The organism is Aestuariirhabdus sp. LZHN29 (genome assembly GCF_049985285.1).
In the GTDB taxonomy this organism is placed as follows: Bacteria; Pseudomonadota; Gammaproteobacteria; order Pseudomonadales; family Aestuariirhabdaceae; genus Aestuariirhabdus.
Genome location: NZ_JBNIEU010000001.1, coordinates 782998 through 809208 on the forward strand (window position 1 = coordinate 782998; position 26211 = coordinate 809208).

Consider the following 26211-nt stretch of genomic DNA (forward strand, 5'->3'; position numbering starts at 1 on the left):
GGCCGTTGGTCCCCTGCGGGCTTCGCTGCGCTCGTTGCACAATGCTGGCGCATCGTGTCGAACCTCCGAGGTTCGAACGCCCAGATCACACATACAAAAAAGCCCACACAAGGTGGGCATTTTTGTATGTGGCGCCCTCCGGAGTGTAGCCCGGCATAGGCCCTGAATCGTTATCAATCGGTTTAACTCCGCTTAATCAGTAGGTTACATCGATACGCAACCCTTGAACCGCCCCATTCGACACCGATCAGGCACGTTTACTGGTCACAATCCGGAATTCTTGAAATGCAGTTTTGTAAATGTTTTGAGTGCTGCCCAATATTCGTTATTAATCGCTGCTTATCTGCGCCTGCTTGGATCATCTTCGTTTCCAACTAATAGGGGGCGATTAACTTTCCACGTATCACCAATGTGAACTTACTGTAGCCCACCCCCTTCACAGAACGTGGTGACCTGGACGGGATTACCTAGCATCACCTGCGACCCTCAAGCAGGGTGAGGGCTTTAAAAAACCTGTAAACAGGTCTTAAGCAGTTGCCCGGCAGGCCGATGAGACCTACAATAAGGTCTTCTTATAGGTCTCAAGGTGTGAAAATGTCCCGCCAAATATTAGCTGATACCTGTGTCAGCATTTCCGAGTTAAAAAAGAACCCCAGCTTTGTTGTCTCTCAGGGTGAAGGGTTTCCCGTAGCTGTACTCAATCGCAATGAGCCCGATTTCTACTGCATTCCGGCTACCGCTTGGGAAGAGATTGTTGACCGGCTGGAAGATGTTGAGCTGAATGCCATCGCGGATGCACGACAGGATCAAGCTATCATCGAGGTCGATGTGAATGACCTATAAACTGGCGTTTCGTGAAGATGCCAAAAAAGAGTGGGATAAGCTAGCCTCCTCCGTGAAAGAGCAGTTTAAGAAGAAGCTTATTGAGCGCTGCGATAACCCTCGGGTACCGAGCTGCCGCTTGTCAGGTGCCAAAGACCGCTACAAAATCAAGCTACGCCAAGCCGGCTTCAGACTGGTGTACGAAGTGCATGACGAAACAGTTACCGTGATTGTGGTTGCCGTAGGTAAGCGGGAGCGAAACCTGGTCTACAAAATCGCAGCAAAGCGAGTTTAACCCTCATGCAGGTTAGCGAAGCTTTCTACCCCCCTGGGAGCCTTCGCCGAGAAGGTTTCATGATATGGGGGAAAGGTCACGCTAAAGCGGAGGAGGAAGTTCAGAGTCCGCTGTATGCTTTTGTTAAATTTTTTATTGAATAACGTGCTCATGCGGATTGATGAAAAGCCAAAGCGACAGTCTTATTTTATTTCCTAATGCTGCATCCAGGCAAAACCCAGAGTAAATATCCTTAGTCGGCCCCTCAGTCGTTTCGCGAAAAGACGCAGTCATTAGATTTATGGCCTCATCAATTGAAAACTCGGAATCTAAAGTAGTAAGTACATTGTCCATAAAGTCAAGATCATATCTCCCTTCACCAGTTGATGCTACTGCATATACAGAGGAAGTATCTTTAAAAGAGTAACCACACTTTTCAATATGCGGAATAACATCTTCATCCCAAAATGTATCAAACTGCTTATTGACTTCACTGGTCATTGAAATATAGCCCAACTGAAAAGAAGTATCAGGTATCCCATCGTACAAGAACCCAATATTTGAATTCAAAAAAAACGTACCAAGCACGCATGGTTCATAATTGACACGAATAATATCAAGTAGTGATTCAAGATATTCGGATGGCCTATCAAACTGCCCTGATACTTGAAAACAAGTTTTACCGCTTTCTTCCCTATAACGAACTACACCATCTTCGCTGACAGGATCCAGATTATTCTCCTTTGAAAGTTCGATTAAATCGTAAACTCCTTCCATAACTTCTTCCAATTTGTTTTGAAAATTTACGGGGGATTTTATGTTGTTATTATCTTTCATCCTGTTAAATACCTTCTTGTTAAGTTCCCACAAAATCCCATCTATATCCGTTTTGTACCCATTGATATTTAGATATCGAAGTGCAGCCTAGGCTAGGTTCTGAATTGTTTTAAATCGGTATAACCTTAAAGCCAGCAGGTTATCCCGATATACCGTTATTCAAACATTCCCTTTCGACTCCGATCAGACACATTTTGGGGTCACAATCCGGCATTTTTGAAATCCAGTTTTATAAATGTTTTGAGTGTGCAAAATATTCATTTGCGGCTCATTCGGGTTTCCTGCTAAACCATTTCCGAGCCTGAGAGGCTGAAGGTAATTCAGCTAACCAAAAATGGCATAGTAATCATCGCCATGCCAAATACAGTTCAGCCTGTCTATCTCAAAGACGCCTAAAAAAAGTGACTTATACTCGTCGTGCGCCAATGGTCCATCCAGGTAGACAACGTGCTTTCTTAGTGTTTGGGGATGAAGGGGCGCCCTCGTGGGGAAAGCGGCATTCAGTTTAAGACGCCCGGGGTCCGCCCAGCGTAACTGTGCCGGTTCTCCCATAAGTCTAGTCGGAGTCAACCATACCGCTTGTGAGCTCTACCCCCTGATCAATATCGGCGGCTTCGTTCATTACGATGCCATCATAGATCCAGAAAACGCCTGTTTTTGCCCACACGCCTTTCTTCCTTATTAGTCTTTGATTGGTTGTTTAACAACATCCCACATCAGATCTCCAAACCCTCTCACCCACCATTCCAACATTGCGCTTTCGATAACGGTCGCGGTAATGACAATATGATCATCGGACACGATCGCTTTTTGATCATTGGAGAGTTTTGACTCAAGGAGGTGGTAGCCGGCCTCACGATCGACGGTAAATCTAAGCCTGATTTTCTGTCCCTCGCCAAACCCAAAGCGCCCGTCAAAATCGTATTTCTCTAAGCTGAAATTATGGGGACGGGTAAAGCGTATGGTTTTTACCCGCGCCGATACGATCCGGTGCAGCGCTATACTTCGCTCGTTGTCATAACCATCAAATCGACATACCAGATAGAGGCGCGTTCCTTGCTGGGCCAGTCCCAGCGGCATGACGTCATATTCCGCTTCGTACTCGGAGGCGTTGACATATTGAATGTGTAGCCAATGGTTCTGGTATAGAGCGGCGCTTACCGATTCGAAAACTCCCTCTGCTATAGGAGGGGGAAGTAACGGCTGGGAGGTGTCGACTACGCGAACCTTATCCCGCCACTCGTGCTCCGGCTTATTGGAATCATCCAGTTTGCGCCGTGACTGCTTAAAAAATGGCTCCATTGATTTCATTAGCTTGGGAGGAAGCAGATTGTGTAAATATTGCTCGGCCAGGGTCAGGAGCAGGGATTCCTGCTCTGACAACATGGGTACGGAAAACCCAGACGAGCTTTTCATCCAGCGATATCCGTAGGGCTTGGTGCGATCATCACGTTCGATGTCGAACTCCAGGCTGAGCATATCCAGTTGCCGCTGAATTGTTCGGATGTCGCGATGAATACCGGCACAGAGAAGTTGCTCATGGATCTCTTTCGCCGATGCAGATCCGTGTTTCGGTATCCGTCGCAGTATTTCCAACGATAGTGAGAGGGTTTCAATGTTTCCGGCGCGTTTTCCCATGAGGGTATCTCAAAATTATGAATGAGTTCGGTCTAGGGCGGGTAAGCCCATAGGCGGATTAAGGTACAGGTTTGAAGAACGGTAATGTCGATAGTTGCTTCATGCAACAGGCTTCCTCTTTTATCAACAGAATATCAAATAAATCCTATGGGATATTTTTTCCCATCTTCTTTACAAGCAATTTCGGCCGCAAGTGCCTCTACAAAGGCCACCGATGACTCAATCGGTGCAAAGCGCGAGCGCCGAACCACTACTGCATAATCGCCAGGTGTCAGAAGTTCAAGTCGCTCTATCGCCTTGAGGGCGTTTTCACAGGGCGCCCCTAGATTGAGCTTGTGGCAGTAACGGCGAAGCAATTCACCACGCTGCGCACGATCGAGGAAGTCAAAATGCACCTTAAGATCAAAGCGCCGCAGAGAAGCCTGGTCCAGGGAATCCATCAGGTTGGTCGTCACGATAAACACACCTTTATAAGACTCCATCTGGGTCAGCATCTCGTTGACATGAGAGATCTCCCAGGGACGTTCAGCTCTTCGACGATCCTGTAAAAAGCTATCCGCTTCGTCAATAAGAAGAACCGCCTCGTCTTGCTCTGCCTCTTCGAACGCCGTTGCGATATTGCGTTCGGTCATCCCGATATAGGGTGATATAAGATCTGATGCGCGCTTGGTCACAAGGTGGCGATCCATAGTCTCCGCCAACCAATACCCGAACGCCGTCTTTCCGGTCCCCGGGGGGCCATACAGACAAAGGCGCCCTTGACCTGCTTGAGCTAATCCCTCGGCAGCAGCGCTTAAGTCAAAGTCGGCACTGATAAAGTCGGGGTCATAAAAGCTCAGATTATCTGTCATCGCTAAAAAATTGCCGGGATTATGGCCCTGCGCCTTGAGTGTGTTGCGTATCAGGATCTCAAACGCCTTAACAGGGGGCATTTGGCAGCTTCGCGCCTTAACCAACGACACTACGGACGCGGCTCGAGTAATAACAGCGGGAGCGAGTGCATCTAACTTGGAGATGCAACGAATTGTCTCTTCGTCTAGAAAATCGGCACAGGTTCTTTTCAATATTCGTTCGCGCTGAGACACCGGCGGAATCGGGACCTCGACCACCATGTCGAACCGACGTATGTAGGCGGAGTCAATTCCCGCGATGGAGTTGGTTAACCAAAAGGTAGGAACCGAGTTCGATTCAAGCATCTGGGTAATCCAGGCTTTACTTTTTTGCGTCGGGTTGATCCCGAAGGGGTTAGCATCATCCTCTTCAAAGATATCGGATACCTCCTCGAATAGGAGAATGGAATTACTCTTTTGCAGAAAGCTTTGAGCCGCACGGTAGGCCATGAGTCGTGCCTCTCCTTTCAGGGGGTCACCTGATTCACTCTGGCGCGCCACCTCGAAGAGGTTGACGCCGACCTCTTTGGCAACAAGCCGGGCTAATTCAGTCTTTCCTGTTCCCGGAGGGCCATAGACCAAAAAATTCATACCCGAGTTATCTTTGCGTTCAGTTTCACTGAGGTATGACCTAAGAAGAGATAACTCTGCCTGTAGACCGGGGTAGTCATCGGGTGTCAGGCTAGTAGGTGCACTCTTTCTAACCCGGTCGCGAATCAACCAGATGGGATCGATAAGATTAGTGGTCATGCTCTCTGAAAAACTGGCGCTGATGAGGTCCATTTTGCTGTCGAGAGAGAATCTGCCATTGCTATCGATGACGACTAAGCCGCTTCGACTTAGCATGCCACCTGGCCCTAACGAATGCTGTACCGTAATTTCGGGAAGGCCCAATATAATCGAGAGGGTCCGATAGGCTTCAGCATTCGATAGGTCACCAAGATAGTAGGTAGCAAGCATCAGCGCTCGATTGGTATTCAGAAGGATGATGAAGCGTAGGACATCGCAATCCGCATCAGACAGGCTGACTAACTGACGCAGTCGCTGAATATTCTGGGTCAGAATGGGTGAGCTGTCATCGGAGATTTTTTCCGCATCACATTGCTCGTAGGCTTCGATCAGTTTCAGGCGAACGGCTGCTCTGTTAAATTTGTCACCAAACTGTTCATCGACCAATGTCAATCCAACAGCATCCGCTAATTGATCATCGGCAAAGCAGTCTGCCTTGATAAAATGTCGATACCCTTCAAGTGGAACCAGACAACGAAGCACCCATAGACGTATGTCTCCCACTAAACTCTGAGTACACGGTGTCGTTTGTTCTTCGCCTCTTACAAGCCACTTGGGTGTCGTGCTCATAGTGTCGCTCCATAGTTCTCAATACGACACAATTATGGAGATCCATGCGACGTATTGTGACGCATAAAGTTCCAGGTAACAGGCTTCTATGAAGCGAAGTAAATAGGAATGTGATGTGATGTTTAGCTCTGAAGGGGTGCCTGCAACCTGGTAGAGCAGGGTAAGTTTAAGTCCATCAGTCGGTTTTTAAGGTTGTTTAGGTACTTAGATAGTAGGCATCAATAACGGATTTTATGAACTCCTTTTGCTCTACAGAAATAGATTGATCTATAACTGCATTAGGCCCGCCTTGAGTTGCAAAATATGGCACGTCAATTAAGACGATCCCTTTATCTAGACAAAATTCTTTGACTTTGTTTCGAGCAACGTCAAACTTTTCGCCTGGCCCAGTTGAAAAAACTACCACCTTAACTCTTTTTGCGATATCCAAGTTGAAGACGCTTAATATGTGCTCCTCTATAGATGCTGAATCAACAGCAGCACGGATACAGTCTTTATCACTTTCAGCATTCAGTATTGGGTGGGGGATAGCGTTTGTGAAGAGCACTGGTCCTGCGTTACGCTTAATACATTCACGTCTTAGGTGTAACTTCGAACTAGCGCAACGCTGTATGAAAGTAAGTGACCGATTCCAAAATGTCGATCTTGAAGAAACTGTTTCATCATAGATGGACACTCCTGGTATAACTTTATTGCTTCCATTACTTTCTCTGCCGAATACCATAATTAGTGGGAAATCGAATTGTTCCGTTTCCCCAAAAGCTACTACCGAGAAATCTATTCCCTGATCCATAAGCCCTATCTCAATGTCAACGTCTAAAGTCCATAGTAAGAATACGGTTTCTAGGCCTTCCTGTCAGCAACGGCTACTTTAATGGCTCCTACCTCTTCGATAGGGTCAGCATGTAACCCTTCCCTAAACTATGACCGGTAAAATTTATCTTCGAGTTATCATCCAATGTTTTACTAATGAACCTATCCCACACACCCATGCCAATAAGCGCCTCATACTATGGAATACCATACTGTAGGTCCGCATAGGCATCCTGAGCATTGGATTCAGTGCCAGCGAATGCGACAATGCACTCTTTGTTCCCCTGAGCACCCTTACGCATCCAGACGTTACAATCCAACCCAGAACCCAAATCAGAAAAGCGATTTAGATACTGTAACCCTTCTGCCAAAGCTGCTTGAGCGGACTTAGGGGGAGTAATGGGTTCTGTGCCCATGACCCAATAGGACCAAAAACGGGGCAATGGTCATTTCAAAATCCCTTTCACGAGCGCCAAAAAATCCGGGCACAGAATGGACACAATTTGGGCACAAGCCGTCAGAAGGGTTATTTTGAGGTTTTAGGGCAAAGGTCACGGGGGAGAGATGGCGCACCCTAGAGGATGAATCCCTACGGCTTGGGGCCGTTGGTCCCCTCCGGGCTTCGCTGCGCTCGTTGCACAATGCTAACGCATCGTGTCGAACCTCCGAGGTTCGACACGCCCAGATCACACATACAAAAAAGCCCACACAAGGTGGGCATTTTTGTATGTGGCGCACCCTAGAGGATTCGAACCTCTGACCTCTGCCTCCGGAGGGCAGCGCTCTATCCAGCTGAGCTAAGGGTGCGGAACAGGCGGGCTATGATACTGATCCACCCCGGCCTCGTCCAGTGTTTGCTGCGCCCGGGTCGCTATCGTGCTTCAGGGCCAAAAAGGGTGGGCGGATCATCGGCTTTCCAGGGGGGATATTTAACCATAATGGCGGCAAATAGCGGGGTGGCAAGTCCCTCATCCAGCCATTTGCGTAGGCGGGGATAGGAGGCGGTATCAAACCAGTTCCGGTCGACATGGGCGAACTGGCGTACAAAGGGAAAGATCGCTGCATCCGCTAGCCCCCAGCTTTTACCCTGCAACCCCACGCGGGCTGTTAGCCGCGCCTCCAGCTCTGCGAGAAAGCGCTCCCCTTCGGCTCGATAGGCCTCGGCTGCGCGCTCAGGAAACCGATCGGCGTATTTATAGCGATCCAGCCAGTGCTTGAAATCGCCATCGTTGCGCTCGATCAGGGTAGCAACATCACCCTCCCTATCCGCGGCGGGCAACCACTGGTGCGGGTCGTGCCGGGACAACGCCCAGTGCATGATGGCCAGGCTTTGCTCTATCACCTGCCCATCGCTGAGCTGCAGTACGGGCACCGTGGCCTTGGGGGAGATCGCCACCAGCTGCGCGGGTTTGTTCCGCAACACAACTTCCCGCAGTTCGACGCGGATACCCGCTACCTGTAACGCCAGGCGAGCGCGCATGGCATAGGGGCAGCGACGGAAGCTGTAGAGTATAGGCGGGCGCTCAACGGTCATCGCCTTACCCCTTTGTATCGGCATTGCCCGCTCCCCGTGTGGCGTTGCGAATCTGCTCCTCCCGTTGTTGCGACGGGCTCCGATACTGCGACCAGAGCAGCTCGAAGCGGCTCAGAAAAGGACGCACCAAGGCGGGGTCTTCGGTGACCAGAATGTTTTCCTGGTTGCGGTCCGAGGCGCTCCGAGTCCAGTTGAAACTCCCATTCGCCAGCACGGATCGGTCGACGATGGCGAACTTGTTGTGCATATGGCTGGCATCGCTATCGAGTCGCAACGGGACGCCCTTGCTGCGAAACCGGTCGATGTCGCTGCCGCGATCGTGGGCCTTATCATCATCGCTGATAATGCGTACCGCTACCCCTCTTCGATGGGCGGCCATGATGGCCTCGCTAATGCGGTCGTCGGAGATGGTGAAAACGCAGATATCGAGGTTCTGCCTGGCGCCACGGATCATCGCCACCAGCTTTTCCCGGCAGTCATCTCCGGGGCTGAAATAGACGCTGGATTCCATCCCCGCCAGGCTTTGGCTGTTGTCCAAAATGCGCATCACCGCCCGCAACCAATCCAGTAGCCGCTTGGCCTGCTCGGGGTGATGACGCAACTCCTCTTGTGCCAGATCAAACGCGCGATTGCGCAGAAAATGACGTTGCTCGCTATCGATCTGCCCCAGCAACAAACGCAGCTCCTGTTTCTCCCGCGGGTCGATGCGGTAATCACTGAGGCTATCGCGCAGCCACTGGTCCAGCTGGTCGGTTTCGATCACAGTTTCTCCGCAGGTTGGCGACGAATAAACGCCTACTCTAGCACGCTTTGCGCTCAAACTTTACGGGGCGCACATACACGCGTCTTCGTAAATTTTTTATGCTCTTTTTTAATAATAGGCAGGTATAAAAATTCACTTCAGGTCGTTCCGAAATCGTTCTATTGATCGCCGTCATGTGCTTGTAATTTAGTGGGCAAAACCCCTTGAAACAGCGCGTATTTAACACATATTTATTAATGCAGTCTCCATTAATTTATCGACAAAAGGAGGCCCATCATGGAATGGCAAAAGGCACTGCCGTGGAACTGGTTCAGTAACGAGCAACCTCAAGTCGGTTCTGTTGATCGCCCATTTTCACCGCACCCGTTAACCCAACTGCATAACGAAATGGACCGCCTGTTCGAAGTTGCTTTCAGTGGCTTTGGCCTAAGACCTTTCACCGAACAGGAACTCCCTGACATGAAAGACGTTATGCTCAAGCCCAAACTGGATATCAGCGAGTCCCCCGAACACTTCACCATCACCGTCGAGGTGGCCGGGGTGGACAGGGATGACCTGAATATCGCGCTCGATGGTAACGTGCTCACCATCACCGGAGAAAAGAAGCAGGAGAAGATCGAAGACAAAGACAACGTCCACTGCGTCGAGCGCCGTTACGGCTCCTTCCGGCGGGTACTCACGCTGCCCGCCAATGCCAACCCGGCGCAACTCAACGCGAAAGTCGACAAGGGCGTACTAACGCTCACCATTGCCAAACTCGGCGACGGTGAGGATAGCCGGCGCAAGGTCGAGATCCAGTCTTCATAGGGGCGCATTACCACACAAGAGGGGAGGGTGCGTTTGCCGCCCTCCCCCAAAAGCATCACGCGGTTAGGTAGACCCGCATCTTTCGTGGCCGTGGCCGTTGGTGTTGGAGTTAGCGCCCATTTGCACGTATCGTTGGCAGCTACTCTCTATGGAGCCATCATGTCCAATCTCAAGCAGTTACTCGATACGCTGGGCTCTGCACCGGAAACGATCAGTTTCGATCAGGTGCAGGCGGTTATCGCAGCCCACTACGACTACCGCCCGACCACGTTCACCAATGGGGCCGGTGATGATCCGGTGACCAACCGGGCCGGGAGCAACGAAGGCTCCTGCCGGGTCTTTGCCTTTGCCTTGCTTCACCAACTAGACCCACAACAGACCCTGGCCTGCTTCGGTGACTTTTATCGGCAGGATGTGCTCGGCAACCCTGCCGGGGAGGATCATGCCAATATCCGACGCTTTATGCGCGACGGCTGGAGCGGAATCCGGTTTGATGGGGTAGCGCTCACCAAAAAACAACCCGCTTGATGAAGCGGGTTAGGAGATACTCTAGGTCATACAGCCTACTGGGCTTTAATGGGGGTCAAACCTTGGCTCCGATTATCGATCGCGTCGCGAAGCTCAAATTCTGCGGCTTTCCAGCTACCCGCTTCCTCGGCGGTGAACTTCTCTTTACTCCACTTGGCGGCCTCTTCCGGCTCGAAACCTTGATCACGCCAGGCTTCGGCGGCCGTTTGATCGAACTTTTCATCGCGCCACATCTGGGCAGCCTCAACACTAAAACCGGCGTCTTTCCAGGCCGCGATATCACCTTCGCTCATCCCTTCCCAAGTTGCCTTGGAGGCACAGCCCGCCAGCACCAACACACACAGCGCCAAACCAAACCCTGTCAGCTTTTTCATATCTATTCCCCTGATTAATGTTTCGATGATAGAGCGATTATAGCAACATTAAAACACCAGCCTCGCTGTCGTGCAGGGCCGCTTGCTCGATTGGGGTAGCCCTTTGCTCGACGGCCAAAGAGAGATTTCAGCCCGTGGTACGAGCGGGTACGCTCCAGCCCATCAGGAAAAACAGGGCGGTCGCTGCTATACCTAAAGAACCCCCAAAGATAGATTGGAAGCCCCCCCATGCAATCGATGAGCCTAAAACAAAAATTCGCCCTCGGCGCCGGCAGCATCAGCGCCATCCTGTTGCTAGCCCTCTACCTGTTGATGAATGGGATCTCCAGCAGCTCGATCAATACCCTGATCAACAACGACCTAAGCTACCGCAGCGGTGCGGTGTCCACAGAGCTCTCTGACTGGTTCCAGCGCAAATTCGACACCATTACCGCCGTCAAACAGCAGGTTGAGCGCGTAGGCCAGGACGCCAACCAGTTCCGTGCGCTCCTAAGGGGTTCCACCTCAGGACAGGATTTCCTTGATGTGTACCTGGGGTTTGAAGATGGCGACTTTTACTTCACCGACGAGGAGACCGAAGCGCGCTTCAAAGCCGAGAACAGTTACCCGGTGCGAGAGCGGGGGTGGTACAAGGAATCCAAACAGCTACAAAGGCTGACCGTAACCGAGCCCTACACCGATGCCAATACCGGTGACCTGGTCCTCACCCTTACCGCTCCCATCATGATCAATGGCGCATTCGCCGGAGTGGCCGCCGGCGATATGACGCTGGTGCGCCTTAACGAGATCGTGAATGCGCTGGAGGTTCCCGGAGGTGGCGAGGCCTATCTGCTCAATCAGGAGAATCAGATCATGGCGGCAGCAAACCGCGAGCTGTACCTCAAACCCATCTCTGATCTGAACGCCGCATTGGGCGATCCAGATATACAGCAGATCGATTACCTCGAAGATCAATACCTTGTCGTACGCACCCCTGTGGGGGAGATCGGCTGGTCACTGGTCATGCTGGTACCCGAAGGGGTGATCTACGCTCCACTCGCTACCATGCGCACCCTCGGCCTGACCTTTCTCGTGGTCGCCATCGGCGTGATGGTTGCACTGGTATTTGGTTACGTACACCTGCAGATGAAACCGGTCAATCGCATCGTCGATGCGATCAAGGAGATTGCCGAGGGCGAAGGCGACCTGACCCGTAAACTAAAAGCCAACAGCCAGGATGAGCTGGGAGAACTCACCGACGCCTACAACCGCTTTATTGATAGCTTGCGAAATCTGGTTAACGACATCCTGCAACCGATGCAGCAACTGCATGCTTCGGCGGACAAATCGGCGACCCTGGCCGATAGTTCTGCCAACGGTGCCCAACAGCAGGTAAGCGCCATCGACAGTCTGGTAACGGCGATGAACGAGATGAGCGCCACTGCTCAGGATGTGGCAAAAAATATCGCCGAAACCGCTCAGTTTTCTGAGCAAGCCAGTGAGTCTGCGCACACCGGGGAAGCGGAGGTCGAGCGTACCAAATCGGTAATGGACAAGCTCAATACACAAATGACCGACGCGTCCGGCATTATTCACCAACTGCGCGACCAAAGCGAAAACATAAATGATGTTATATCAGTTATAAGCAGCATCTCTAACCAAACCAACCTGCTCGCACTCAACGCTTCCATCGAAGCCGCGCGCGCCGGTGAGGCCGGCCGTGGATTTGCCGTGGTCGCCGATGAGGTGCGTACCCTGGCCTCTCGCACTCAGGAAGCCACCACCGAAATCAGCAGCATCATTGAAAAGCTTCAAGGCGACTCGCAACGCGCTGTTAGTATCATGGATCACTCCAAGCAGATGGCCGACGAAGCGACAAGCCAGGCTGATCTGGCCAAGAACGAACTGGCTAAAGTGGTACATAATATGAACGAGATTGCATCCATGGCGACCCAGATAGCGAGCGCTGCCGAGGAACAATCCTCTGTATCAGAAGAGATAAACCGTCACATTATGGGAATTAGTGAAATAGCCAACGAAACTCACAGCGGTGCCGAGCAAGCCCAGCAGGAATCGGGATCGATCCGCACCCTGGCCGACACTGTCGCCACGGCCCTCGGTCGCTTCAAAACCTGATCGACCGCCCAGGCGGGGAGCTTTGCGCCTCCCGCCTGGAGCCCGATACTGCAATCACTCCATGCCCGGACCGAGCGGGTAGCACCGGCGGGGAAGGTCCACCAGCGGTGAAGGCTCTATAACCTCCACACGACCGCCTCGGGCGAGGAACCGCTCTATATCCTGACGCAGCACTGCGGACTGACGAGTTTTTTCTCCGCACAGTTGGCGGGGGATGGTTTGCTGTTTCATAACGCACTCTCCTTGATCGGGGTGGATGCTATACGATGGCCAACGGCTCCCGTCAGGCCACCTCTGCTAGTGGCCAGTGTGATCCGGAAAGATGACGCTTTGTTTACCCTTTAATGAATTTTGCTCCGCACAAAACGCTTTGGCCCCTTCCGCGAATCCGCTACCATGCGCCTTCCAGCAACCCCCTTACAGGATTCGGCATGTTCCAGACCAACCAATACTTCGATGGCAGGGTTATCTCCATCGCCTTTGAGGGAGAGTCACTCCCCGCGACCGTCGGCGTGATGGCACCCGGCGACTACGAATTCGGCACCAGCCAGAAAGAGACCATGACCGTGGTCAACGGTGAGTTGACCGTCAAACTACCCGCTAGCACGACATGGGATAGCTACCCGAGCGGCCGCTCCTTTGTAGTGGAGGCCAACCAGCACTTCCAGGTCAAGGTCGCCCGCGATACCGCCTATCTGTGTACCTACGAGTAAGACCTGGGCGGCGAGCAGCAAAAAGGGGCCTGCGGCCCCCTTTTTGCTGTCCCGACAACGGCTAGCTCCAGCGCTTAAAGATCAACGAGGTATTGATGCCGCCAAAGGCGAAGTTATTATTCATAAAATACTCGCACTGCATCTCACGTCCTGCGCCCTGCAAATAGTCGAGTTCGCCACACGCCGGGTCAATCGTTTCCAGGTTGATGGTTGGCGCAAACCAGCCCTGCTTCATCATCTCTATCCCCATCCAGGACTCGACCGCACCGCAGGCTCCTAGGGTATGCCCCAGATAGCTCTTGAGTGAACTGATCGCGGCCCGGTCACCAAACAGTGCCGCCGTCGCCAGGGACTCGGCAATGTCACCCCGTTCGGTGGCGGTACCGTGGGCGCAGATATATCCGATCTGACTGCGATCCACCGCAGCCGACTCCAGCGCCAACTCCATCGCAAGTTGCATGGTCTCGGCGGTAGGCTGTGTCACGTGCTGGGCATCGTTGTTAGTGCCAAAGCCGACCAGCTCGGCATGGATGGTCGCCCCTCGCGCCAGGGCGTGCTCCAGCTCTTCGAGGATCAGGGTGCCCGCACCCTCGCCGATCACCAGCCCATCACGATCACGATCGAAGGGGCGCGGCGTGATGCTCGGCTGGTCGTTTTTTACACTGGTCGCATAGAGGGTATCGAATACGGCGACTTCGGTCGGGCAGAGCTCTTCGGCGCCACCTGCGATCATCACCGTCTGGTAACCATGGCGGATCGCTTCCCAGGCGTAACCAATGCCCTGGCTTCCCGATGTGCAGGCGCTACTGGTAGTGATCACGCGCCCAGTGGCACCAAAGAAGAGAGCCAGGTTAACCGCTGCGGTATGGGACATCATCTGGATATAGGAGTTAGCGGTCACACCCCGTGTACTGTACTCGTTAAGCATGGTTCCGAACGCCTTGAAGGGTTCGGTGCTGCCGGTAGAGGAGCCATAGGCGACACCGGTGCGGCCGCTGGTAATAATGGGGTGCTCCAACAAACCGGCATCGTTCAGCGCCGCTTCCGACGCCACTACCGCCAGCCGCGATACCCGCCCCATGCTGCGCAGCTTCTTGCGGGGGTAGTGCGGCGGCACCTCAAACCCCGCGATGGGTGCTCCCAGTCGAGTGCTGAGTCCGGCGTATTTTTCCCACTCCGGCACAAACTGAACCCGGTTCTTGAGCCCACGCAACCCCTGTTCGACCTCATCCCAGCGACTTCCCAGTGCAGTGACCCCGGACATACCGGTTACAACAACTCGCTTCATCAGGCCATACCACCATTAATCGCAATCACCTGACGGGTTACGTAGGCTGCAATATCAGACATCAGGTAGCCCGCCAGCCCCGCTACTTCGTCGCTGGTTCCCATGCGGCGCGCCGGAATGTATTTAAGTGCCTCTTCGGTTTCCAGATCAGCAACCATCGCCGTTTCGATCAAGCCGGGTGCGATGCAGTTAACGGTGATTTTACGCTTGGCCAGCTCCAGCGCCAGTGCTTTGCTGGCGCCGATAATGCCCGCTTTGGCGGCACTGTAATTAACCTGGCCGCGGTTTCCGACCATCCCCGACACCGACGAGAGGGTGATAATACGGCCGCCACGACGAGCACGCACCATGGGCATGACGCAGGGGTGAAGGACGTTGTAAAAGCCATCAAGATTGGTGTGAATTACGCCGTCCCACTGCTCGTCACTCAACGCAGGAAACGCGTTATCGGCACAGATACCCGCGTTGCAGACGATGCCGTACCAGGCCCCCTGCTGCTCTATCTGTTGCTCGAGGGTGGCACGACAGGAGGGGCGATCGGCGACGTTAAACTGCAACAGCTCACCACAGCCACCCGCCTCGGTAATCTGCGCCAGGGTCTGCTCAGCCCCGGACAGGTCGCTGTGATAGTGCACGCTGACATGAAAACCGTCGGCACCGAGGCGCAACGCAATCGCCCTGCCGATACCCTTGCTGGCACCCGTAACCAATACCCTGCGAACCATATTTACCGGACCTCCACGGACAAGCGCAGACAACCACTCGCCAATACCCCTGGGAAAAACGCTGAATTCTACCAATCGGGCCCAGCGCGCACCAGAGAACCTGTAAAAGTTATGGTCTATTTCGTCGCCAGCCTCTGCTGGGACCGCTATAATGCCCGCCCATTCAGACCACGCCCACGACAGCAGGTACATCGAGCCTCGGACATGACCCACTCCTATACATCCGACGACAAAAGCGCCCTACAGGCGATCAGCGATGCCCAGCGGATCGCCTTTGCCCCCATTATTTTTCAGGCCACCGTCGCGCTTCGGGAGCTGGGTGTCCTGGCCTGCCTCGATAGCAAGCGCAGGAGCGGCGCCACGGCCGATGAGGTGGCCGAGGAGTGCGCCATCTCCCTCTACGGCGCCAAAGTACTACTCGACGCCAGCCTCAGCATTGGCCTCGTCTGGCAGCGGGAGGCTCATTACGTCTTGGCCAAAACCGGCCACTTTATTCTTCACGACCCTATGACCAACATTAATCTCGATTTTAACCGGGACTTTTGTTATCAGGGGGTCGCAGCACTCACCGAGTCGATCCGCAGCGGCAAACCCGAAGGGCTCAAGGTGTTTGGCGACTGGCCCACCCTGTACCCCGGCCTCTCCAGCTTACCCGAGCCTGCTCGCAGTAGCTGGTTCGCCTTCGATCACTACTACTCCGACCACGCCTACCCCGAAGTATTGCCGCTGGTGTTCGAGCGCCCCATCACTCGCCTACTTGATATCGGGGGCAATACGGGTAAGTGGGCGCTCGCTTGCATCGAACAGGACCCGGCGGTTAGGGTCACCGTGGCGGACCTGCCCCAACAGCTGTCACTGATGAAGGACAACATTGCCTCCCACAGCGACAAAGAGCGTATTGATGACTACGCCATCGACTGGCTCGACGAACAACAAACACCCCCCGCAGGGGCCGAAGCGATCTGGATGAGCCAGTTCCTCGACTGCTTCTCCCCCGCGCAGATTCTGTCGATACTAAGGCGGGTTGCCAAGGTTATGGAGAGCAACACCCGGCTGTTTATCATGGAAACATTGTGGGATCGCCAACCCCAGGAAGCCGGCGCCCTCAGCCTTAACTGCACCTCCCTCTATTTCACCGCGATGGCCAATGGCAACAGCCGTATGTACGCCGCCGACGAGCTGGTTTCGTTGATTGAGCAAGCGGGCCTGCGGGTCAGCCACCAGCACGACCGCCTCGGTCGCGGACACACACTACTGGTGTGCGAACGGGCAGGACAATCGTCATGGTAGCGTCCCTTCTAGACTGGTGCAGGCGCCTGCTCGGAACCGCGATCGGTTTCAGCCTGTTTGGCATAGGTGCCTTGCTGCTGACCCTGGTCGGCTTCCCGGCGGCGAGCCTGCTGAGCCGCGATCCCCTTAAGCGCAAACGGCGAGTAAAACGCCTGATCCACTTCAGCTTCCGCTGCTTTACCCGCACCGTTACCACACTGGGAGTGTTTCGCGTTGAGTTTAGCGGTGTCGAACAACTACAGCAGGACCGAGGCTGCCTTATTATCGCTAACCACCCCTCCTTGGTGGATTTTGTGCTGCTCGCCTCGCGGGTTCCCGATTGCGACTGCATCGTCAAACAGGCTCTGTGGCACAACCCCTTCCTGAAAGGGGTTGTAAGCGCCGCCGACTATCTGCCCAACTCAACCGGCCCCGCCATGATCGAACGCTGCCGCCAACGCCTCGACGCCGGCGAGCGACTGATCGTCTTTCCCGAAGGCACCCGCACCGAGCCAGGGCAGCCGGTGCGCCTCAACAGGGGAGCCGCCAATATCGCCGTGCGCACCGGCTGCCCCGTTCGCCTGGTGCATATCCATTGCGAGCCGCCGGTGTTTACTCGCCACACCCCCTGGTATCGCGTTCCCAGGCATCGACCGCTTTTTCGAATTGAGATCGGTGCAAAGCTGGACCCCCGCCAGTTGATCGAACAGAGTGCATCCCTGGCGATCGCTGCCCGCGCCCTGACCCGGGAGCTGGAACAACAACTGAATCTCCCCCTGCGTGCGGCCCCCGCGCAACATGGGCAAGACGGCACCTTAGCCGTACAATAAGGCCCGCAACGGCTACCAGAACTACAGAGGAGTTATCATGCAAGACCGCGCCGCCATTTTTGAAGAGGTACAAAAAGCGATGGTTGAACTGTTCGAACTCGACGCCGACCAGATCACCGAAGACGCACTGCTCTATCAGGACCTCGACCTGGACAGTATCGACGCCGTTGACCTGGTGGTGCGCCTGCAAAACCTGACCGGCAAAAAGATCCAGCCGGAGGAGTTCAAGGCGGTGCGCTCTGTCGGCGATGTTATCGATGCCGTCGAGGGCTTGATCGGCTAACCGTGAACCGACTGCTCTCACTGCTATCCGGGCTGCTGGTTGTACTCTACCCGCTTGCCATCTATCTGGGGCTCAGTTACTGGGAGCCCGCCTCGATCGGGCTGATTCTAATTGTCCTGTTTTCCCTGCGCCTGCTGCTCGCAAAGCACGCGGGGCGATTCACCACGACGCCCTGGATCGCCGCCATTGGCGTTGCCATTGCCCTGTTATCGCTGGTTGCCAACAGTGAGTTTCCTTTTCGTTTTTACCCGGTCGCGGTCAATGGCGTTTTGTTGGGTCTCTTTGGTCTCAGCCTCTTTCGCGGACCCTCGTTTGTAGAGCGGATCGCCCGCATGACAGAGCCCGACCTGCCCGAACAGGGCGTGCACTACACCCGCCGGGTAACCCAGCTGTGGTGTCTGTTTTTTATCATCAATGGTTCTGCCGCGCTCTATACCGCGCTGTACGCCAGCCTCGAACTGTGGACAATCTATAACGGCCTCATCGCTTATGTGCTGATGGGCGTACTGGTTTGTTCAGAGTGGGTCTACCGTCGCGTTTTTATCGAGGATAAAAAATGAAACATCCTCAAATTATAACAAAGCGTACGGACTCGACCGAGTTACATCTGGAGCTAGAACTCCCCACCGATCTTATCTGGTTTGAGGGTCACTTCCCGCAACACCCCGTCCTGCCCGGGGTTGTTCTGGTGCACTGGGCGGTTCATTTTGGCCGCGAACTGACTGGGCTGGATGACCAGTTTTGCGGCATGGAACGGGTCAAGTTCCAACAACTGGTGCAGCCCAATAGCCGCTTACACCTCAACCTGGCATACAACGCCCAACGCCATCAGCTTCAGTTTCGGTACCACAACACCACTGGCGATATCGCCAGTGGTCGCATCACACTTCTGGCGGCGGGCCAGTGATGGCAAGCGTCCAGCCCTGCATTATCATCCCGGTGTACAACCATCCGGGGACCATTGCCCGCACCGTGCAGGCGCTCATCCCCTACGGTCTGGAGATCATCCTGGTTGATGACGGCAGCGATGCCCCCACCGCCCAAGAGCTGCGCCGACTGGAACAGGGGTCGGAAGGGGTTAAACTGACGCGCCTGGGCAGTAATCAAGGTAAGGGCGGTGCCGTCATGGCGGGCATGCGCCTGGCGTGGAAACTGGGTTTTAGTCACGCCATCCAGATCGATGCCGACGGTCAACACGATGCCAGCGATTTGCCTGTGCTGCTGGAGCTAGCGCGCCAGCACCCCAAAGCGGTTATTAGCGGCCAACCCCAGTACGACGCCTCTGTCCCCAAGGCTCGACTCTATAGTCGTTACATCACCCATTTTTGGGTCTGGGTAGAAACCCTCTCCCTCACCATTCGCGATTCCATGTGCGGCTTTCGTGCCTACCCTCTTGCTCCCTGTATCGGGCTGATGAATCGATGCGAACTGGGTCGACGCATGGATTTCGATATAGAGATACTGGTGCGGCTTTATTGGGAGGGGGTAAACGTCGTACATTTTGCTACCCGCGTTATCTATCCAGATGACGGAGTATCACATTTTAGCGGCTGGCGAGATAATTGGCTGATCACGCGCATGCATACGCGACTTTTTTTCGGCATGCTGCGACGCCTGCCCCGACTACTGATCGCTAAACGGCCGAATCGAAAACAGCACTGGTCCGACCTCGGCGAGCGCGGCACTCGCGCCGGCATGCGCTTTATGCTGCAAACCTACCGCTACTGTGGGCGAGGCGTTTTTAACACCCTCCTGCTTCCGATCATGCTTTATTATTTTCTGACCGCAAGCGATGCTCGCAGAGCCTCCCGCGACTACCTTCGCAGGGTTCAACGCACGGCATTGGAACGGGGACTCCCGGCACCGCCCGGCGGCGTAGTTGCCAGCTTTCGCCACTTCTACTCCTTCGGACAAGCCATGCTCGACAAGATGTCGGTATGGCTGGGCGATATTGGACTGGACTCAGTGCGCTTTCACAACGAGGCGTTACTGCACCAGTCACTGGCCGACGGCAAGGGCGTACTTATCTTCGGATCCCACCTTGGAAATCTGGAGATCTGCCGTGCCCTGAGCAAACGGGTACCCGGACTCACCGCCAATGCCATTGTCTTTACCGAGCATGCACAGGTTTTCAACGAAGTGATCCAAAGCCTCAATGCCGACGCCCAACTCAACCTGATTCAGGTCAGCCGGTTCGATCCCACACTGGCGGTCACACTCAAACAGAAGATCGATAACGGCGAACTGGTGGTGATCGTGGGCGACCGCACCTCGGCCACCGCGCGCGAACGTGTTATCGAGGCCCCCTTTCTGGGAGACAGCGCCGCCTTTCCCCAGGGCCCCTTTGTGCTGGCGGCGTTGATGCGTTGCCCGGTTATTTTGCTGTTTTGCCTACGCAACCGAGAGGGTTTCGATATGATATTCGAACCCTTCCGGGAGCGTCTGGAGCTGCCCCGCAAGCACCGGCAAGAAGCCCTGAGCGACGCCGTCAAGGATTACGCCGCGCGCCTCGAACACCACTGCCTGCTACGCCCCCTGCAGTGGTTCAACTTCTTTGATTTCTGGGCCCGCCCCCAAGGAGAAAAAAAGCCATGAGCCGACAAGGCCTGACGCCGGTGATCGATAGCCGTTGCGGTCGCCCCCTGCCCGCTATCGAGCTTGAGCTGGAAATTCCCTTCTTCGATACCGACCCCATGGGGATCACCTGGCACGGACACTACGTCAAATACTTCGAGCTGGCGCGCTGCGAACTGCTAAAGCGTATCGACTTCACCTACCAGCAGATGGCGACTAGCGGCTATAGCTGGCCAGTCGTGGATCTGCGACTCAAGTACGTGCGCCCCTGTCAGTTTGGCGACAGCATTCGGGTAGCGGCGCAACTGAGCGAATACGAAAACCGCATCCGCATCGACTATCTTATCCATAACGCCGAAGGCAGCCAGGTGCTCACCCGCGGGCACAGCATCCAGGTCGCCGTCGACGCCAACGGCGGCCTATGCCTGCAATCACCCGCCATACTGCTACAACGCGTGAGGGATGCCCTGTGAAACATTCAATGATACGACTGGCCGGCCTGCTACTGACCCTCGCCAGCCTCTGCGCCCACAGCGCAACGATTAGCGGTGGCGGCGGTTACGGCTACGGCGACCGCAGCGGATTGCAAACCGCTCCCCTGTTCACTGCCCTGCAAAACGCTCGCACCGTTCGCGGTCACTTCACCCAGACCCGAACCCTGCCTAATATGAGCGCGCCCCTCAGCTCCGACGGACAGTTCGTACTCTCGCGGGAGCGCGGACTGCTATGGCAACAGCTACACCCCTTCACCACCCGCCTGGTATTTTCTGACCAGCGTATCATTCAACAGGTGGACAACAAGGCTCCACAAATTTTAACCCCCGAGCAACACCCCACCCCTTTTTACTTCGCACTTCTGTTCCGCGCACTACTGAGTGGCGAATGGGGCAATTTACAGCGGGATTTTCAGGTCAGCCGCTCCAACGAAGGCCTGCTGCTGCGGCCTATTGATCGCCGCGTTGGCAACGCCATTAAAGAGGTGCGCATCGACGGGCACGAGCAACTCACGCGATTAACGATCATCGAAAGAAAAGGAGGCAGCGTTGAGATCAGGTTTTCCGATATCCTGGGCGACAACAGCGCCCTGACTCGCGAGGAGCAGGTGCTTTATCGCCCCTGAGACCATGGAACCCGCTTTCTCCCCACTTCTGGCACCACGCTGGCAGCCGGTGCGGCTCATCGCCTGGGCGCTGTTGATGCTAGCACTGGTGTGGCAGGCCACGCTGTTACTCGCAAACGGCTTCCATCCCCGCACCAGCATGCTCGAGCTATTGCCCCAGGCAGAACAGCAGCCCGCCGTGCAGCAGGCCCTCGACCGTTTTTCCAGCCGCCTGTCGCGGCAACTGCTCTTTGTGGTCGAAGCAGATGAGCGCGACAGCGCCCGCCAAAGCGCTCAGGCGCTGGCACGCGAACTCGTTAACAGCGCACTGCTGTCCGAACTGTCGCTCACAACCGACCCCCAACAGCAGCAAGCAATGGGGGCGCTTTACTACCACCACCGAAATCGGCTGCTCAGCCCCGGAGATCGCCACCTGCTGACCAATGGCGACAGTAGCCTGTTGCGTGAACGTGCGCTGCAGGATCTCTACAGCCCCTTCTCCGGCGTTACCGCCGAGCAGTTCGATAGCGACCCTTTCGGCCTTTTCCGGCGTTACCTTGAGTCCATCCAACCCCAAAACGGCTCACTGCAGCTCGACGATGGGATGCTGGTTCAGCGCACAGATGAGCGCTACAGTGTATTGCTACGCGCCACACTCAACAGTGACCCCTTTGATCTGGGCACCCAACGCCAACTGATCAACCTCCTCGACCGCTTTCGTGGGGACCAACCTGCCACCACTGAGCTGCTGTATAGCGGCGCGCTCTTTTACGCGGCCGCCGGTGCCGACAGCGCCCGGGAGGAGATCTCTACCATTGGCTTGGGATCGCTGTGCGGCGTGCTCCTGCTCATTCTTTGGGTATTTCGCTCCTTCAGCCCCCTCTTTATTGCCACCCTATCCATCGGCAGCGGTGTGGTTACCGGATTGGTCGTTACCCTGCTGCTATTTGGCCAGATTCACCTCTTCACGCTGGTCATCGGCGCCTGTCTCATTGGCGTATCGATCGACTATGCGTTCCACTATTTCGCCGAGCAGCACCAGGGCGGTAGCCACTGGCAACCACTACAGGGACTGGGACGCATTCTGGCAGCCATAACCATGGGCCTGATCAGCAGCCTGCTCGGCTATAGCGCCCTGCTCGCCACCCCTTTTCCGGGGCTGCAACAGCTGGCGGTGTTCTCCTGCAGCGGGTTGCTGCTGGCGTGGCTTACGGTCGTGCTCCTGTATCCCAGTCTGCTGCGGCCACTTGCCCGAAACCCGGGCAGCGGTTTACTCCCCCTCTACCGCCCCCTGATCCGTTTCTGGCAACACACCAGCACACGACGGCAGATCACAATGCTAGCGCTACTGGGCTTGATCGCCCTGACAGGAGTGCTACGCATAGAAACCAATGATGACGTACGCCAACTTCAGCCCCTTAACGCTGGCGTTCAATCTATGGAGAAGAAGATAAAGGCCATGACAGGAAGCCAATACGACCACAGCTTCCTATTGGTAACGGCTCCCGACAACGAAGCACTCTTACAAAAAGAGGAGCAGTTTTATGCCCACATAAAATCCAAAAACGATAATATATCGCATTTATTAAAACGCGTGTCTGCACAAATACCCAGCATAAAAACACAAAGCGATAATTTATCGCTTATAAAAAATTTGAAAAAATCAGAACTCGAGATTTTACTTAATTTTATTGGCTATAAAGAACAGGATAATCCCTCGCACAACCAAAACATGACGAATGCAAACTTTTTGTCTATCGAAAAAATTATCAAAAATGACTTACAATATTCGCTCAACCACCAATGGCTCGACAACACCCCGCACGGCGTTGCCAGTATCATCCTGTTCAAGCCCGAGATACACCAGACAATAAAGGCCCTCAGCAAAGATCTCCCTGGCATCCGTTTTATCAGCCAGGCTGATGACACCTCCGAGATCCTCGCCCGTTACCGATACCGGATTAGTTGGCTGCTGGCAGCTGCCTACCTCGCAATCTTCGTGATCCTGCGCCTGCGCTACCCGTTAATCCAGGCCGTGGCTGTTATCACGGTCCCGCTACTCGCCTCCTCGCTTGCGTTGGGCATCCATGGCTTGAGCGGGCAACCCATCAACCTGTTTCATCTGCTGGCACTGCTGCTGTTATTGGGCATCAGCATCGACTATGGAGTGTTTTTTGCGGAGCGAGGGGACCAATGGCGCACCACGCTGCTTGGGGTCACGCTGGCCGCACTGACGACCCTGCTCTCCTTCGGCCTCCTCAGCCTCAGCGCCACGCCCGCGATCAGTGCCTTTGGGCAAACCCTGCTGGTTGGGATTCTGGTGGCCTACCTGCTGGCTCCCTTCGCATCCAAAAGGGGGCTGCTCCCATGACCCCCTTTTTGCGGCGATGGATTTTCCCCCGCTGGCTAGTGTCACTGCTGGTTACCACCCTGGTCGGCTGTGCAAACTCGCCCTCTGCGCCAACCAGCACGGCGGTCTCTATTGGCCGGGGGCTGGAGGTGGTCCTGCCCGGCCTCGACCCGACGCTCCCCAAGCTGGCCGCCAGCCAACTGCTGCAAGGTCGCTTCGGAGACCGGCAGGCGCAGCTTATCGCCGCACTGGAGATCAACTCGCAACGGCTGGCACTGGCGCTGCTCTCCCCACTGGGGGTGCCTCTGTTGAGCCTGGACTACGACGGTGCAAACCTGCAGGCCGACAACAACGGCCTCGCGCCACTGCCCTTCTCCCCCGCCAATCTGCTGCTTGATGTGATGCTCTGCTATTGGAGCACTGCACAGATCGAAGCCATGCTGCACCAGGCCGGACTGCGACTCGAGGTAGAGACCAATCAACGCCGAATCTATAATCGTGACGACCTCATGATCACTATCGAGTATGAAAATCACGACAGATGGGCGGGGCGCGTCACCTTCACCCACTGGCAGCGAGACTACCAACTCTCCATCGACACCCTGCAACTTACCACCGACCTTGCGGAGGCTCGCCCTGAACCCTGATCGCTTTGCTGTCGCCGACTGCCTTGTTCACCAACCGCCCATTCGCATGGTCGAACGGCTGCTGGCCATCGATGACCACCGAGCCCGCTGCGCCCTCACAGTGCGGGATAACAATCCGTTTATCGACGCCCGTAACGAACTGCCCGGGTGGGTCGGCGTCGAGCTGATGGCGCAGGCCATCGCCCTGTTCGCCGGCTACCACTGTTTACTCCGTGACGAGGCGGTGAGGGTGGGCTACCTGCTGGGCTCACGCCAGTACAGCTGCCACACTTCCGCGTTCGGGGTCGGTAGCGAGTTATTGATCGAGATTGAACAGGAGTATCACAACGAGGGCATGGGGCTGTTTTACTGCCGCATCTTGCATGGGGATACCGAGCTTGCCAGCGCTCGCCTCAACACCTATCAGGCGCCATTATCGAACGAATGATCAAAAACCGACCCCTGCCCCGGAAGGGTGTTTGCGTCCTGTCGAACGAACGTGCTATACCTTGCTCACGTCTCGTCCTTAGCGGCAATATTCATCGCAGTACGCTGCTCCGGGAATGCACAGTACTGCTGTGTATGACAGAGACCTATAACTAAAAAATCATCAGGAGTGAATGAATGAAAGCACTTAAGACTCTGGTAGGCGGCGCACTGGTTGCCGCAACCTTCAGCGGCGCCGCCGTTGCCGGGCCTACCGTTGATGCAGTAAAAGCCAAGGGTTACGTTCAGTGTGGTGTCAACACCAGCCTGCCAGGATTTTCCGCCCCTGATAGCCAGGGCAAGTGGGAGGGCCTCGACGTTGACCTGTGCCGCTCCATCGCCGCCGCTGTACTGGGTGACGCATCCAAGACAAAATTCAGCCCGTTAACCGCCGCCCAGCGCTTCACCGCACTGCAGTCCGGCGAGATCGACGTACTGACCCGTAACACCACCTGGACCCTGACCCGCGACACCAAGCTGGGCCTTAACTTTGGTGGCGTTAACTACTACGACGGACAGGGCTTCATGGTTGCCAAGGAGATGGGTATCAAAAGCGCTACCGAACTCAGTGGTGCTACCGTCTGCGTTGAACCCGGCACCACCACCGAGCTCAACCTTGCCGATTACTTCCGCGCCAACAACATGGAGTTTTCTCCCGTTGTTATCGAAGATGCTAACGAAGCCATCCAGGCTTTCTTCGCCGGCCGTTGTGATGTCTACACCACAGACGCCTCCGGTCTCGCGTCCTACCGCCAGACCAGCGCGCCGAACCCTGATGACTACGAGATTCTGCCGGAGATCATCTCCAAAGAACCTCTGGGCCCTGCGGTTCGCCACGGCGACGACGAGTGGTTAGACATTGTTGCATGGTCACTGACCGCTTCTCTGGAAGCCGAAGAGAAGGGCATCACCTCTGCCAACGTCGACCAGATGAAAGGCAGCAACGATCCCAGCATCCAACGCCTGCTGGGCGTGACCCCCGGCATGGGTGAAGCGCTGGGGCTGGACGAAGCCTGGGCCTATAACATCATCAAGCAGGTGGGTAACTACGGCGAGAGTTATGACCGCAACGTGACCCAAAAACTCGGTCTCGATCGCGGCATCAACGCGCTCTGGAACAAGGGTGGCCTGATGTACCCTAACCCAGCACGCTAATTGTTAACCCACGGGGGGCCTGCAACCGGCAGGCCCCCCGTTTTATTTTAAAAAAGTAG

General features: G+C 55.0%; 28 protein-coding genes and 1 tRNA gene. 18 read left to right on the forward strand and 11 right to left on the reverse strand.

Going from position 1 to position 26211, the window contains the following annotated elements:
• Nucleotides 1–594 precede the first annotated feature (594 nt).
• Nucleotides 595–843, forward strand: coding sequence for a type II toxin-antitoxin system Phd/YefM family antitoxin (locus tag ACP3PW_RS03755; protein WP_426415328.1), 249 nt, complete (start codon nt 595–597; stop codon nt 841–843).
• The gene (locus ACP3PW_RS03760; protein WP_426415329.1) at nt 833–1117 is read left to right on the forward strand and encodes a type II toxin-antitoxin system RelE family toxin; all 285 of its coding nucleotides are present in this window, start codon (nt 833–835) and stop codon (nt 1115–1117) included. The genes ACP3PW_RS03755 and ACP3PW_RS03760 overlap by 11 nt, the downstream gene beginning before the upstream one ends.
• 132 nt (nt 1118–1249) lie before the next feature.
• On the opposite strand, the gene ACP3PW_RS03765 is transcribed toward ACP3PW_RS03760, so the two are convergent.
• The 7 genes from ACP3PW_RS03765 to ACP3PW_RS03795 form a co-directional block, all read right to left on the reverse strand.
• Nucleotides 1250–1933 (reverse strand): hypothetical protein, encoded by a 684-nt coding sequence (locus ACP3PW_RS03765; protein WP_426415330.1) that lies wholly within the window; start codon nt 1931–1933, stop codon nt 1250–1252.
• Nucleotides 1934–2614: 681 nt separating this feature from the next.
• Nucleotides 2615–3571: a helix-turn-helix transcriptional regulator gene (locus tag ACP3PW_RS03770; protein WP_426415331.1), complete on the reverse strand. Its 957-nt coding sequence runs from the start codon at nt 3569–3571 to the stop codon at nt 2615–2617.
• A 134-nt stretch (nt 3572–3705) separates the two neighbouring features.
• A complete protein-coding gene (locus ACP3PW_RS03775; RefSeq protein ID WP_426415332.1) occupies nt 3706–5820 on the reverse strand; it encodes an AAA family ATPase in 2115 nt (704 codons plus the stop codon).
• 196 nt (nt 5821–6016) lie between these two features.
• Nucleotides 6017–6613 carry a hypothetical protein gene (locus ACP3PW_RS03780; protein WP_426415333.1) on the reverse strand — a complete coding sequence of 199 codons (597 nt, stop codon included), beginning with the start codon at nt 6611–6613 and terminating at the stop codon, nt 6017–6019.
• A 750-nt stretch (nt 6614–7363) separates the two neighbouring features.
• Nucleotides 7364–7440, reverse strand: a tRNA-Arg gene (locus ACP3PW_RS03785).
• Nucleotides 7441–7504: 64 nt separating this feature from the next.
• Nucleotides 7505–8191, reverse strand: a complete 687-nt coding sequence (locus tag ACP3PW_RS03790; RefSeq protein ID WP_426415334.1) for a glutathione S-transferase — start codon at nt 8189–8191, stop codon at nt 7505–7507.
• Nucleotides 8172–8930 (reverse strand): phospholipase D-like domain-containing protein, encoded by a 759-nt coding sequence (locus ACP3PW_RS03795; RefSeq protein ID WP_426415335.1) that lies wholly within the window; start codon nt 8928–8930, stop codon nt 8172–8174. Before ACP3PW_RS03795 ends, ACP3PW_RS03790 begins: the two co-directional genes overlap by 20 nt.
• 276 nt (nt 8931–9206) lie before the next feature.
• Here ACP3PW_RS03795 and ACP3PW_RS03800 point away from each other — a divergent pair, with 276 nt between their 5' ends.
• Nucleotides 9207–9737 carry an Hsp20/alpha crystallin family protein gene (locus tag ACP3PW_RS03800; protein WP_426415336.1) on the forward strand — a complete coding sequence of 177 codons (531 nt, stop codon included), beginning with the start codon at nt 9207–9209 and terminating at the stop codon, nt 9735–9737.
• 159 nt (nt 9738–9896) lie between these two features.
• On the forward strand, nt 9897–10265 hold the full coding sequence (locus ACP3PW_RS03805; protein WP_426415337.1) for a HopJ type III effector protein: 369 nt from the start codon (nt 9897–9899) through the stop codon (nt 10263–10265).
• A gap of 35 nt (nt 10266–10300) precedes the next feature.
• Here the strand turns inward: ACP3PW_RS03805 and ACP3PW_RS03810 are convergent, their stop codons facing one another.
• The gene (locus ACP3PW_RS03810) at nt 10301–10639 is read right to left on the reverse strand and encodes a hypothetical protein (RefSeq protein ID WP_426415338.1); all 339 of its coding nucleotides are present in this window, start codon (nt 10637–10639) and stop codon (nt 10301–10303) included.
• Between the two features lie 228 nt (nt 10640–10867).
• Here ACP3PW_RS03810 and ACP3PW_RS03815 point away from each other — a divergent pair, with 228 nt between their 5' ends.
• On the forward strand, nt 10868–12754 hold the full coding sequence (locus tag ACP3PW_RS03815; RefSeq protein ID WP_426415339.1) for a methyl-accepting chemotaxis protein: 1887 nt from the start codon (nt 10868–10870) through the stop codon (nt 12752–12754).
• Nucleotides 12755–12808: 54 nt separating this feature from the next.
• On the opposite strand, the gene ACP3PW_RS03820 is transcribed toward ACP3PW_RS03815, so the two are convergent.
• Nucleotides 12809–12985 carry a hypothetical protein gene (locus tag ACP3PW_RS03820; protein ID WP_426415340.1) on the reverse strand — a complete coding sequence of 59 codons (177 nt, stop codon included), beginning with the start codon at nt 12983–12985 and terminating at the stop codon, nt 12809–12811.
• Nucleotides 12986–13185: 200 nt separating this feature from the next.
• Between ACP3PW_RS03820 and ACP3PW_RS03825 the strand changes: the two genes are divergently transcribed.
• Nucleotides 13186–13467: a pyrimidine/purine nucleoside phosphorylase gene (locus ACP3PW_RS03825; RefSeq protein ID WP_426415341.1), complete on the forward strand. Its 282-nt coding sequence runs from the start codon at nt 13186–13188 to the stop codon at nt 13465–13467.
• A gap of 61 nt (nt 13468–13528) precedes the next feature.
• Here ACP3PW_RS03825 and ACP3PW_RS03830 read toward each other — a convergent pair whose 3' ends face one another.
• A complete protein-coding gene (locus ACP3PW_RS03830) occupies nt 13529–14755 on the reverse strand; it encodes a beta-ketoacyl-ACP synthase (protein WP_426415342.1) in 1227 nt (408 codons plus the stop codon).
• On the reverse strand, nt 14755–15480 hold the full coding sequence (locus ACP3PW_RS03835; protein WP_426415343.1) for a 3-ketoacyl-ACP reductase FabG2: 726 nt from the start codon (nt 15478–15480) through the stop codon (nt 14755–14757). The genes ACP3PW_RS03830 and ACP3PW_RS03835 overlap by 1 nt, the downstream gene beginning before the upstream one ends.
• Nucleotides 15481–15684: 204 nt before the next feature.
• On the opposite strand from ACP3PW_RS03835, the gene ACP3PW_RS03840 reads away from it, so the two are divergent.
• From ACP3PW_RS03840 to ACP3PW_RS03895, 12 genes are all read left to right on the forward strand, one after another.
• A complete protein-coding gene (locus tag ACP3PW_RS03840) occupies nt 15685–16770 on the forward strand; it encodes a methyltransferase (protein WP_426415344.1) in 1086 nt (361 codons plus the stop codon).
• Nucleotides 16764–17579 carry a lysophospholipid acyltransferase family protein gene (locus tag ACP3PW_RS03845; protein ID WP_426415345.1) on the forward strand — a complete coding sequence of 272 codons (816 nt, stop codon included), beginning with the start codon at nt 16764–16766 and terminating at the stop codon, nt 17577–17579. Before ACP3PW_RS03840 ends, ACP3PW_RS03845 begins: the two co-directional genes overlap by 7 nt.
• Before the next feature lie 37 nt (nt 17580–17616).
• Nucleotides 17617–17862 (forward strand): acyl carrier protein, encoded by a 246-nt coding sequence (locus tag ACP3PW_RS03850; RefSeq protein ID WP_426415346.1) that lies wholly within the window; start codon nt 17617–17619, stop codon nt 17860–17862.
• A 2-nt stretch (nt 17863–17864) separates the two neighbouring features.
• Nucleotides 17865–18422, forward strand: a complete 558-nt coding sequence (locus ACP3PW_RS03855; RefSeq protein ID WP_426415347.1) for a hypothetical protein — start codon at nt 17865–17867, stop codon at nt 18420–18422.
• Nucleotides 18419–18769, forward strand: a complete 351-nt coding sequence (locus ACP3PW_RS03860; RefSeq protein ID WP_426415348.1) for a hypothetical protein — start codon at nt 18419–18421, stop codon at nt 18767–18769. The genes ACP3PW_RS03855 and ACP3PW_RS03860 overlap by 4 nt, the downstream gene beginning before the upstream one ends.
• A complete protein-coding gene (locus ACP3PW_RS03865) occupies nt 18769–20457 on the forward strand; it encodes a glycosyltransferase family 2 protein (RefSeq protein ID WP_426415349.1) in 1689 nt (562 codons plus the stop codon). The genes ACP3PW_RS03860 and ACP3PW_RS03865 overlap by 1 nt, the downstream gene beginning before the upstream one ends.
• A complete protein-coding gene (locus ACP3PW_RS03870; protein ID WP_426415350.1) occupies nt 20454–20909 on the forward strand; it encodes an acyl-CoA thioesterase in 456 nt (151 codons plus the stop codon). Before ACP3PW_RS03865 ends, ACP3PW_RS03870 begins: the two co-directional genes overlap by 4 nt.
• Entirely contained in the window at nt 20906–21556 is a 651-nt protein-coding gene (locus tag ACP3PW_RS03875) for an outer membrane lipoprotein carrier protein LolA (protein ID WP_426415351.1), read from the forward strand. The genes ACP3PW_RS03870 and ACP3PW_RS03875 overlap by 4 nt, the downstream gene beginning before the upstream one ends.
• Nucleotides 21557–21560: 4 nt before the next feature.
• A complete protein-coding gene (locus tag ACP3PW_RS03880) occupies nt 21561–23906 on the forward strand; it encodes an MMPL family transporter (protein WP_426415352.1) in 2346 nt (781 codons plus the stop codon).
• A complete protein-coding gene (locus ACP3PW_RS03885; RefSeq protein ID WP_426415353.1) occupies nt 23903–24532 on the forward strand; it encodes a DUF3261 domain-containing protein in 630 nt (209 codons plus the stop codon). The genes ACP3PW_RS03880 and ACP3PW_RS03885 overlap by 4 nt, the downstream gene beginning before the upstream one ends.
• Entirely contained in the window at nt 24507–24959 is a 453-nt protein-coding gene (locus ACP3PW_RS03890; protein WP_426415354.1) for a hypothetical protein, read from the forward strand. The genes ACP3PW_RS03885 and ACP3PW_RS03890 overlap by 26 nt, the downstream gene beginning before the upstream one ends.
• A 176-nt stretch (nt 24960–25135) precedes the next feature.
• Nucleotides 25136–26152, forward strand: a complete 1017-nt coding sequence (locus ACP3PW_RS03895) for an amino acid ABC transporter substrate-binding protein (protein WP_426415355.1) — start codon at nt 25136–25138, stop codon at nt 26150–26152.
• The last annotated feature ends 59 nt before the right edge of the window (nt 26153–26211 follow it).

Bases quoted from the DNA above. Each gene is read 5' to 3' on its own strand.
- ACP3PW_RS03755 (WP_426415328.1), top strand. From the start codon at position 595: ATGTCCCGCCAAATATTAGCTGATACCTGTGTCAGCATTTCCGAGTTA.
- ACP3PW_RS03760 (WP_426415329.1), top strand. From the start codon at position 833: ATGACCTATAAACTGGCGTTTCGTGAAGATGCCAAAAAAGAGTGGGAT.
- ACP3PW_RS03765 (WP_426415330.1), bottom strand. From the start codon at position 1,933: ATGAAAGATAATAACAACATAAAATCCCCCGTAAATTTTCAAAACAAA.
- ACP3PW_RS03770 (WP_426415331.1), bottom strand. From the start codon at position 3,571: ATGGGAAAACGCGCCGGAAACATTGAAACCCTCTCACTATCGTTGGAA.
- ACP3PW_RS03775 (WP_426415332.1), bottom strand. From the start codon at position 5,820: ATGAGCACGACACCCAAGTGGCTTGTAAGAGGCGAAGAACAAACGACA.
- ACP3PW_RS03780 (WP_426415333.1), bottom strand. From the start codon at position 6,613: ATGGATCAGGGAATAGATTTCTCGGTAGTAGCTTTTGGGGAAACGGAA.
- ACP3PW_RS03790 (WP_426415334.1), bottom strand. From the start codon at position 8,191: ATGCCGATACAAAGGGGTAAGGCGATGACCGTTGAGCGCCCGCCTATA.
- ACP3PW_RS03800 (WP_426415336.1), top strand. From the start codon at position 9,207: ATGGAATGGCAAAAGGCACTGCCGTGGAACTGGTTCAGTAACGAGCAA.
- ACP3PW_RS03805 (WP_426415337.1), top strand. From the start codon at position 9,897: ATGTCCAATCTCAAGCAGTTACTCGATACGCTGGGCTCTGCACCGGAA.
- ACP3PW_RS03810 (WP_426415338.1), bottom strand. From the start codon at position 10,639: ATGAAAAAGCTGACAGGGTTTGGTTTGGCGCTGTGTGTGTTGGTGCTG.
- ACP3PW_RS03815 (WP_426415339.1), top strand. From the start codon at position 10,868: ATGCAATCGATGAGCCTAAAACAAAAATTCGCCCTCGGCGCCGGCAGC.
- ACP3PW_RS03820 (WP_426415340.1), bottom strand. From the start codon at position 12,985: ATGAAACAGCAAACCATCCCCCGCCAACTGTGCGGAGAAAAAACTCGT.
- ACP3PW_RS03825 (WP_426415341.1), top strand. From the start codon at position 13,186: ATGTTCCAGACCAACCAATACTTCGATGGCAGGGTTATCTCCATCGCC.
- ACP3PW_RS03830 (WP_426415342.1), bottom strand. From the start codon at position 14,755: ATGAAGCGAGTTGTTGTAACCGGTATGTCCGGGGTCACTGCACTGGGA.
- ACP3PW_RS03835 (WP_426415343.1), bottom strand. From the start codon at position 15,480: ATGGTTCGCAGGGTATTGGTTACGGGTGCCAGCAAGGGTATCGGCAGG.
- ACP3PW_RS03840 (WP_426415344.1), top strand. From the start codon at position 15,685: ATGACCCACTCCTATACATCCGACGACAAAAGCGCCCTACAGGCGATC.
- ACP3PW_RS03845 (WP_426415345.1), top strand. From the start codon at position 16,764: ATGGTAGCGTCCCTTCTAGACTGGTGCAGGCGCCTGCTCGGAACCGCG.
- ACP3PW_RS03850 (WP_426415346.1), top strand. From the start codon at position 17,617: ATGCAAGACCGCGCCGCCATTTTTGAAGAGGTACAAAAAGCGATGGTT.
- ACP3PW_RS03860 (WP_426415348.1), top strand. From the start codon at position 18,419: ATGAAACATCCTCAAATTATAACAAAGCGTACGGACTCGACCGAGTTA.
- ACP3PW_RS03865 (WP_426415349.1), top strand. From the start codon at position 18,769: ATGGCAAGCGTCCAGCCCTGCATTATCATCCCGGTGTACAACCATCCG.
- ACP3PW_RS03870 (WP_426415350.1), top strand. From the start codon at position 20,454: ATGAGCCGACAAGGCCTGACGCCGGTGATCGATAGCCGTTGCGGTCGC.
- ACP3PW_RS03880 (WP_426415352.1), top strand. From the start codon at position 21,561: ATGGAACCCGCTTTCTCCCCACTTCTGGCACCACGCTGGCAGCCGGTG.
- ACP3PW_RS03885 (WP_426415353.1), top strand. From the start codon at position 23,903: ATGACCCCCTTTTTGCGGCGATGGATTTTCCCCCGCTGGCTAGTGTCA.
- ACP3PW_RS03895 (WP_426415355.1), top strand. From the start codon at position 25,136: ATGAAAGCACTTAAGACTCTGGTAGGCGGCGCACTGGTTGCCGCAACC.